Genomic DNA, 8,334 nt, shown 5'->3' with positions numbered 1-8,334 from the left:
AACCCCCCCCCCCCGTCTTGCACGGGCTACAACAACACCCCCCCCCCCGGGGGCGCCCACATCCGCCTCCCCACCCCCCCCGGCCGCGCCCCCCCGCCCCCCCGCCGCGCCCCCCCACGGCAGCACGATCCGGCTGACACACGTGTGGGCCTGAGATCCGCGCAGCCTCCATGGGCAGCGCACATCCAGTTCGTCAACGCGCTGCTGATCAATTGTCAATCCAGTCCTGGTGTCCTGACCGCGTTCCGCAGTCTCATCCGCACGCGGTCCATTGACAACAGGAGATTCCCGTGTCCCACCCGTCCACCCCCACTCCCACCCTCCGCCTCCGTCCGAGCACCGGCACCCGCCGCCGCACCCGGCTGGCAGGCCTGGCGCTCGCCGTCTCCGCGATATCCGCGAGCAGCGTCACGCTGCTCGCCGCGCCGGCGAACGCCGCCGTGGTCGAGCAGATGATCACGATCCAGGACCACCAGAACCACAACTCGCTGGCCAGCTCCGACGGCGAGGGCTCCCGGATCGTCGCCCGCAACTACCAGAACGCCTCCACCTCGTTCTGGATCTCCAACAAGCCCGGCGACCGGGTCGACTTCGCCCGCAACGTCAACGGCACCGAACGCGTGCTGGAGATGGACACCAACGACGGCCGGTCCACCCAGTTCATCCACTGGTGGGCGGGCGACAACCAGCAGTGGACCCTGGAGCCCGCCGCCGGCGGCGGCACCTACCTCCACAACGCCCGCGACAACCGCTGTCTGACCTACCACGGCCTCGACCGGGAGGTCACCGTCGAGAACTGCGACGGCAGCATGGCCCAGCGGTTCGACCTGATCGGGTCGGGCACCGGCCCGGGCCCGGGCCCGGGCACCTCCGTCGAGCAGCGCTTCCTGGACCGGCTCAACACCGTGCGCGCCCAGAACGGCAGGCCGGCGGTGCGCCTCAACCAGACGCTCTCCCAGGCCGCCAAGTGCAACGCCGACCAGATGGACCAGCGCCGCGTCTCCGGCCACTTCTGCGACTCGGGCAGCATCGCGCGGGGCCTCGGCTACACCGGGAGGGGATTCGGCGAGATCGCCTTCTACGGCCCCACCGACATCGACGCCGCCGTCGACGGCTGGATCAAGTCGCCCGGCCACCTGGGGATCATGCTCGGCGACTACAACGAGGTCGGCCTGGCCCGCACCGGCAACGCCTCCTGGAACGCGGACTTCAGCACCCGCTGACCCCCGCCGCGACCGCTCCGTCGGGGCCGCTCCACCCGCGACCGCCCACCCCGGCGGAGCGGCCCCGGCCAGAACCTCCGCCAGGGATGGCACTTCCGGGAGGCCGGCCAGCGCACCGAGGTGCTCCCGGGGAACACCCACGTGCTGTCCGGGAGCGGTGCGGGATTCCAGTGGGGGAACCCGCTGTCTCCGGCATGCCTGACCGACCCACAGGGCGGTGATGGACCGCCCGAGCTGCGGGCCGGCGGAGGCCGGTGCGGGTCAGTCGAGTTCGTTCTTGTGGACGACGCCGTTCTTGACGATCAGCTTCAGGTTGCGTTCGGGGTCTGCGAGGACGGAGAGGTCGGTGGTCGGGTCGCCGTCGACGACCAGGAGGTCGGCCCATGCTCCCGGCGCGATGACGCCGAGCGGCGCGGCGCGGTAGGGGTCTCGGCGGCCGGACAGGCGGAAGAGTTCGGCGTTGCCGGAGGTGGCCGTCCGCAGGGCCTCGACCGGGCTGAGGTAGCTGCCGAGCCGGACGAGCATCTCGTTCTGCCGGTGGGCCTTCCCGGGGTCGAGCACCAGGTCGGTGCCGAAGGCCAGCCGAACACCGTGCTTCACCGCCCAGCCGATGGTGCGGGCGACGCCTTCACAGACCTCGCGGTTCTTGCGGTCGCTGTCCGGAGAGGCGTAGTGGTGGTCGTCGACCGCGAACGGCTGGGTGCTCAGCCACACGCCCTGTTCCGCGAGGTGGCGGATGGTGTCCTCGTCGACGAGGTGCCCGTGCTCGATGCAGCGCACCCCGGCCCGCACCGCGCGGCGGACGCCTTCGGAGGTGTAGACGTGCACGGTCACGTAGGTGCCCCAGTCGGAGGCCGCGGCGACGGCGGCCTCCAACTCGGCCGTGGTGAACTGCAGGACGTCCAGCGGGTCGAACTCCGAGATGACGCCGCCGCCGGCCATCAGCTTGATCTGGGTGGCTCCCTTCTTCAGCTGCTCGCGCACCGCGGCGAGCACCCGTTCCGGCCCGTCGGCCACCCGGGTGAACCCGATCTGTTCGGTCCGGGCCGGTGGCCCGCCCAGGGCGGTCGGGGCGTCGTGGACCGTCCCGAAGTCGCCGTGGCCGGCGGTTTGGGAGACGGCCGCCTGGCTCGGGTAGATCCGCGGGCCCGGGAACAGCCCGCGGTCCAGCACCCGCCGGAGCGGCTCGGTGTCTCCGGCCATGTCCCGCACGGTGGTGAAGCCGCGCATCAGCATGTCGCGGGCCGCGGCCAGGGCCTGGTAGTGGAGGGTGCCGGTCGGTGCGAGCTGGAGCTCCGCCATGGTGCCGCCGATCGCGAACAGGTGGACGTGCGCGTCGGTGAGGCCGGGGAGGAGGGTGCGGCCTCCGCCGTCGATCACCGTCGCGCCTCCGGGGAGGCCGGGCGGGAGGGTGCGGCCCAGCACCACCTCTGCGATCCTGTCCCGTTGGACCCGGACGTGCCCCGGCACCGCTTCCCCTCCGATCCCGTCGAAGACGCGCACGTTCGTCACCAGCAGCCCGGTACCCGGGTCGTCGACACCCATGCCGTCATCTTCGGCTGGTCACGGGACCGGGACCAGCGGGACGGGCCGATCCGCCGAGGCGTCGCTCTCACCAGTTCATCGACAGCGTCCGGTGGGACCTGGTCGTCAAGGCCGTGGAGGCCGACGCCGACGTCGTTCGGGTGGTTCTGTATGGCGAGCGGTGGCCCGGGGCGGGGCGCGGAGGGATGGGGATCGGCACGGAGATGCCGAGCAGCGGTCCGCGCTCGTCGGCCTTCGCGTCGGTCAGGCCGTGCGGGGTGCGCAACGGGTGGTGGGGCAGGCCCTGGAAGTACGTAGAGTGCGGTGGGAGAGGGAGTTCGGGTCAGGCGTCACAGCCGACCTTCGGACTCCCTTGCTTCATTTCACGCGTGCCAGCAATCCCGTGGCATCAATCGTCTAGTCGGACCGGAAGTTCACACGTGAGGCCTCAGAGCATCGACATGCGCCAGACCGCCGAACCGCGTCGGACGGCCGACCACGGCAGAACCGGCCACCGCGCCCCGACCGCGCCGGCCACCGTGCACGCATCCACCACGCGCCTTCCCGGACAGCGCGACGGCACCGCCCTGCGCGCCGCGCTCGCCGATGCCACCGAGGACACCATCGTCTACGACCTGGACGGCATCGGCCGTCAGTACGCCGCACTGTGCGCCGAACTTCCCGGCGTGGCCGTCCGGTTCGCGATGAAGGCCTGCCCGGTGGACGAGGTGCTGGACCATCTCGCCGCGCTCGGCTCCGGCTTCGACGCGGCCAGCCCGCAGGAGATCGCCCAGGCGCTGCGCACCGGCGTCGCACCCGAGCTGATCCACTACGGGAACACCGTCAAGTCGGACCGCAACATCGCCGAGGCGTACCGGCTGGGCGTGCGGGACTTCGCCACCGACAGCCCGGAGGACGTCGCCGCGATCGCGGAACACGCCCCCGGATCGCGGGTGTTCTGCCGGATCGCGACCACCGGCGAGGGCGCGCTGTGGGGCCTCAGCCGCAAGTTCGGCTGCTCGCTCGAGGACGCCGTGCGGGTGCTCGATGCCGCCCGGCCCGCAGGGCTGGTGCCTTCCGGCCTGTCGGTGCATGTCGGCTCCCAGCAGATGACCGCCGGGGCCTGGGCCGCGGCGATCGACTCGCTGACCGCCGTCCTGGAGGCGCTCTGCCGGCGCGGCATCGTGCCGAGCCGCATCAACCTCGGTGGCGGGCTGCCCGCACTCGGCGTCCTCGACCGGCGCGGCCGGCCGCTGGAACCGCCGCTGGACAAGATCTTCGTGGTGATCCGGGAGGGCATGGAACGGTTGCGCGCCGTCAACGCCGCCCCGTTGGACTTCCTGCTGGAGCCGGGCCGCCACCTGGTCGCCGACCACGGTGCGATCCGCGCGCACGTCGCCCGGCTCACCTCCCGCCGCCGCCTCGACGGCACCCCGGAGGACTGGCTGTACCTCAGCTGCGGCAAGTTCAACGGCCTGTACGAGATGGACCAGTTGCAGTACCGGCTGGAGTTCCCCACCCACCCGGGCGGCCAGTTCGTCGACGCCGTGGTGGCCGGTCCGACCTGTGACAGCGACGACGCGTACGCCCAGGAGGACGGCCTGGTCCAGGTCCCGCGCGCGATCGCCTCGGGAGACCCGGTGTGGGTCCACTCCTGCGGCGCGTACGCCGCCGCCTACGCCACCCAGGGGTTCAACGGCTTCGCGCCGCTGCCGTACACCTGCATCGGCGGGCGCCGCAACGGAGGAAACGCATGAGCGAGTACCGGATCCGGCTGCTCCGGGAAGAGGACTGGGACGCCGTGGTCGCGCTGGAGGAACGCGCCTACGCCGCCAGTGGCCTGTCCGAAGGCCGCGAGGCCCTGCAGTCCCGGCATCGCGCCTCACCCGACACCTGCTTCGCGCTGGAGCACCCGGGCGGCCTCGGCGGCTACCTGCTCGCCCTGCCGTACCCGCTGTTCCGCTGCCCGGACCTCAGCCGCAGCGAGGACGCGGACGGGGACGGCACTGGCGGGCGGCCCGCCAACATGCACGCGCACGACCTGGTGATCGCCGAGCAGCTGCGCGGCCGGGGTCTCGCCCCACGGATGATGCGCCACCTGGACGACACCGCGCTGGCGGTCGGCCACCGGACGGTCTCGCTGGTCGCCGTCCTCGGCGCACAGGCCGTGTGGGCTCGCCTCGGGTACCGCGCCCGGCCCGAGATCGGGCTGCCCGCGAGCTACGGTGCCGATGCGGTCTACATGGCGAAGCCGCTGGAACCCGAGGTCACCGATCCGACTCCCGAGTCCTCACCCAGAGCCGAAGTGGGTTGATAGAGCCATCTCCCGTACCCGGCAGGGTTCCGCCGCTTCCGACCGGCCATCGGCGGGCCGCTCCTGGCTCCTCACTCCCCGGCGACCAGGGGGTCTGCGATCGACCCGTCGCCGGGGAGCCGGTGGAGCAGAACCGGTGCTCGTCAGTAGCGCCAGCGGACGGCCTCGATGACGTCCGCATCCGTGTGCATCGCGAACAGCTCCGCCTCCGCCCGACGGACGGCCAGCACGGTCTCGTACAGTTCGGGGCCGAGCGCCTGCCGCAGCACGTCGGACTTCTCGTACGCGTCGATCGCCTCCGGCAGGCTCGCCGGGAGGCGCTCGGCGTCGCCGAGGGCGGCGGGGTCGCTCGTGGTCTCGGGCGGGAGGGGCAGACCGGCGTCCAGGCCGGCGAGTCCGGCGGCCAGCACGCCGCCGATCGCCAGGTACGGGTTGGCGGCGGCGTCGAAGCACTTGAGCTCGGCGTTGGCCTGCCGGGCCGTGGAGCCGGCGATCAGCCGCAGTGCCGCCTCACGGTTCTCCAGGCCCCAGCAGCGGTAGGCCCCGGCGAAGTGGGAGGGGACCAGCCTCAGGTAGGAGGCGACGCCGGGTGCGCCGAGGGCGAGCAGGGCGGGCAGCTCGGCCAGGACGCCCGAGAGGAACTGTTCGGCCTCCGGGTGCAGCCCGTGCCGGCCGGGGCCGCCGTGCCCGAGGTTCAGGCCCTCTCGCCAGAGGCTGAGGTGCAGGTGGCCGCCGTTGCCGATCGAGCCCTCGGTGAAGACGGGCGCGAACGAGACCCGCAGGCCGTGCCGGGCGGAGACGGCCCGGACGGTGTGGCGCACCAGCATTGTGGTGTCGGCCGCCTCGACAGGCCCCTCGGCGGCGACGGAGACCTCGAACTGTCCGGCGGCGTACTCGGGGTGGACCTGGAGCACGGCCAGTCCTTGGGCGGTGAGGGCGCGCAGTACCTCCCGCAGGTAGTCGGAGTGCTCGATGAAGCGGGTCATCCCGTACGCGGGCCCGGTCGTCGCGGGGGCTCCGGCGGAGTCGGCCACCACCCACTCGATCTCGATCCCGGCCCGCACCGAGAGCCCGCGCCGCTCGACGGCCTCGGTGAGCCGGCGGGCGAAGTGGCGCTGGCAGCCGGGGTGCGGGGTGCCGTCCTGGGTGTAGCGGTCGGCTGGGGCCCAGGCCCAGCCGGGCTGGGCGGCGAGCGGGGTGAGCCGGTCGAGGTCGGGGACGAGCCGCAGGTCGCCCACCGGGCCGGTGCCCGAAGGCATGGTGGCGAAGGAGTCGTCCACCAGGGAGACGTCGAAGCAGGGTACGGCGCCGACACCGTACTCGGCGGCGTGTTCGAGCTGGGCGAGCGGAACGGACTTCACCCGGGTGAGGCCGGCGTTGTCGACCCAGCCGAACACCACCCCGTCGATTCCTGCGGCGGCGAGTTGGGCTTCGGCTTCCCGGGCCTGGGCGGCCCGCTCGGCTGGGGGGTGCGTGGTGGTCATGCCGCTCATGCTGGCGTTCGCGGCAGTCGGCGGGCCAGCCGCCGGCCGGGAGTTCACTCGTCCGTGATCGGCCGGAGCTGCGGAGTGACACAGGAACCGCCCGGTGCGTCTTCGGACGATTGCCGGGGCCGGCCCGGCGTTGTGCCGGGGGGCGCCGACTCGATGGGCTGGGGCCGGCCGAGCGCGGGAGGGTGGCACGAGAAATCGGCGATCGCCATTGATCTAGAAATGTGATGATCGGTCTAATTGGGCGGCAAACCTTTACTGAGTTCGTAGCGGTTGGTAGTTCGGATTGCACTCGGCCGGGTGAATCCCGTTGAGGATGTTTGGTTTTGACGGGAGCTATTCGACTACGGTGGCGGAGGATCGGGCGGTTGGCCTCATCGGTGAGGAAATCGGTTCGGCGGGAAATCCGCGACGTGAGCCGACAATCCCGAAAAGGAGTTCTACCGCCGGTCCTGCTGTGCGTGCTCCGGCAGTTCGCCGTGCCCGGGGTCCCCTGTCATACGTAGAGAGGTTGGAACACCATGCCGCCCGTAGTTCCGCCGTTCCTGATCGGTCTCGTCGTCTCGCCACTGGTCAAGCGTCTGCTCAAGCCGCTGGTGCGAGGCGTCGTCAAGACGTCCGTCGGGCTCGTCATGGAGGTGAAGAAGGCGGCCCACGAGGCCGGGGAGAACATCCACGACCTCGCGGCCGAGGTCGCCGCCGACGTGTCGGCGGCTCAGGTCACGTCCGGTGACGGCCATCGTGCGGCCGGGAACGCGACCCCGAACGCCGAGAGGGGCGAGGCCGCCGCCCGGGCCGAAGCCGAGGCGAGGGCCTCGAAGATCCGTACGACCGTCGGCGCCGGAAGGGCACACTGACGCACCGGCGCGACCTGACCCGCCGCCTGGACGCACACCGTGATCGAGCTCGCGAGCTGTGTCCGCGCGGTGGTCGGCCGCGGGCCTTCCGGCCCCATCGGCCGCCCCTTCAGAATTCCCGCTCCGCCACATTGATCCGTCGTGCCCGATGCCGGATCGCTCATGACCTCCGCAAACAGGTGATCGTACACATGCCATCTCTGCTGGGTTCCGCAGCCGGATTCCGCTCCATGGATCCGGACGCGAGCCTGCGCTCGGTCATTCCGGGCCGCCAGCGCTGGGACGTCAGGCTGGTTCTCGGACGGCCCCGGACGGCCGAAGTCCTCGCCGCGGTCCTGCGGCGCGTCCCCGGGACCTGCGCGACGCGATCGGGTTCGTCGCGTAGGACCCGTTCCTCTTCGACGGCAGCATCGTTGACAACATCCGCTACGGCAGCTTCGCGGCCTCGGACGAGGCCGTCGTCAAGGCCGCCTCGATGTCCGAGGCGCACACCTTCATCGCGGCGCTGCCGGACGGCTACGACACGGTGATCGGTGAACGCGGCGCCGCGCTGTCGGGCGGCCGGCGGCAGCGGATCGCCCTGGCGCGGGCGATCCTCAAGGACGCGCCGGTCGTGATCCTCGACGAGGCGACCTCCACGGTGGACAACGAGACCGAGGCCGCCATCCAGCGCACGCTGCGCGGCTTCGCGGTCGACCGGACGATGGTCGTCATCGCCCACCGGCTCTCCACCGTCCGCCACGCCGACCGGATCTACGTCATGGACAGGGGCGGCGTCGTGGCCGAGCAGGGCACCCACGACGAACTCCTCGCCCGGCACGGACTCTACGCATCCCTCTGGCAGCTCCAGGCCGGCGAACGCGCCGCCTGACCGCAGAAAGCCGCACCGCCCGCTGACCGTGTGACGTCACCGCGGTCGGCGTGGC

6 protein-coding genes and 1 pseudogene are annotated in these 8,334 nt (G+C 71.9%); 5 read left to right on the top strand and 2 right to left on the bottom strand.

What is annotated here, in order from left to right; all coding sequences use genetic code 11:
* Positions 1-290 precede the first annotated feature (290 nt).
* On the top strand, positions 291-1,223 hold the full coding sequence (locus tag ACFVHI_RS01020; RefSeq protein ID WP_380334417.1) for a CAP domain-containing protein: 933 nt from the start codon (positions 291-293) through the stop codon (positions 1,221-1,223).
* A gap of 261 nt (positions 1,224-1,484) precedes the next feature.
* On the opposite strand, the gene ACFVHI_RS01015 is transcribed toward ACFVHI_RS01020, so the two are convergent.
* Entirely contained in the window at positions 1,485-2,768 is a 1,284-nt protein-coding gene (locus tag ACFVHI_RS01015; RefSeq protein WP_380334414.1) for an amidohydrolase family protein, read from the bottom strand.
* A 419-nt stretch (positions 2,769-3,187) separates the two neighbouring features.
* Between ACFVHI_RS01015 and ACFVHI_RS01010 the strand changes: the two genes are divergently transcribed.
* Together ACFVHI_RS01010 and ACFVHI_RS01005 are read left to right on the top strand one after the other, a co-directional pair.
* The gene (locus ACFVHI_RS01010; protein WP_380334412.1) at positions 3,188-4,504 is read left to right on the top strand and encodes a type III PLP-dependent enzyme; all 1,317 of its coding nucleotides are present in this window, start codon (positions 3,188-3,190) and stop codon (positions 4,502-4,504) included.
* A complete protein-coding gene (locus ACFVHI_RS01005) occupies positions 4,501-5,061 on the top strand; it encodes a GNAT family N-acetyltransferase (protein WP_380334409.1) in 561 nt (186 codons plus the stop codon). Before ACFVHI_RS01010 ends, ACFVHI_RS01005 begins: the two co-directional genes overlap by 4 nt.
* Before the next feature lie 143 nt (positions 5,062-5,204).
* Here ACFVHI_RS01005 and ACFVHI_RS01000 read toward each other — a convergent pair whose 3' ends face one another.
* Complete coding sequence (locus ACFVHI_RS01000) at positions 5,205-6,545, bottom strand: glutamine synthetase (RefSeq protein ID WP_380334406.1); 1,341 nt, start codon at positions 6,543-6,545, stop codon at positions 5,205-5,207.
* A gap of 527 nt (positions 6,546-7,072) precedes the next feature.
* Here ACFVHI_RS01000 and ACFVHI_RS00995 point away from each other — a divergent pair.
* Positions 7,073-7,408, top strand: coding sequence for a DUF5132 domain-containing protein (locus ACFVHI_RS00995; RefSeq protein ID WP_063351960.1), 336 nt, complete (start codon positions 7,073-7,075; stop codon positions 7,406-7,408).
* Between the two features lie 349 nt (positions 7,409-7,757).
* A pseudogene (locus ACFVHI_RS00990) lies at positions 7,758-8,279 on the top strand (ATP-binding cassette domain-containing protein); the annotation flags it as partial.
* Positions 8,280-8,334 lie beyond the last annotated feature (55 nt).

The organism is Kitasatospora sp. NPDC127121 (genome assembly GCF_042677305.1).
Classification (GTDB): Bacteria; Actinomycetota; Actinomycetes; order Streptomycetales; family Streptomycetaceae; genus Kitasatospora.
Note: the sequence above shows the minus strand (reverse complement) of the source record. Positions and strands in the feature narration are given on the sequence as shown.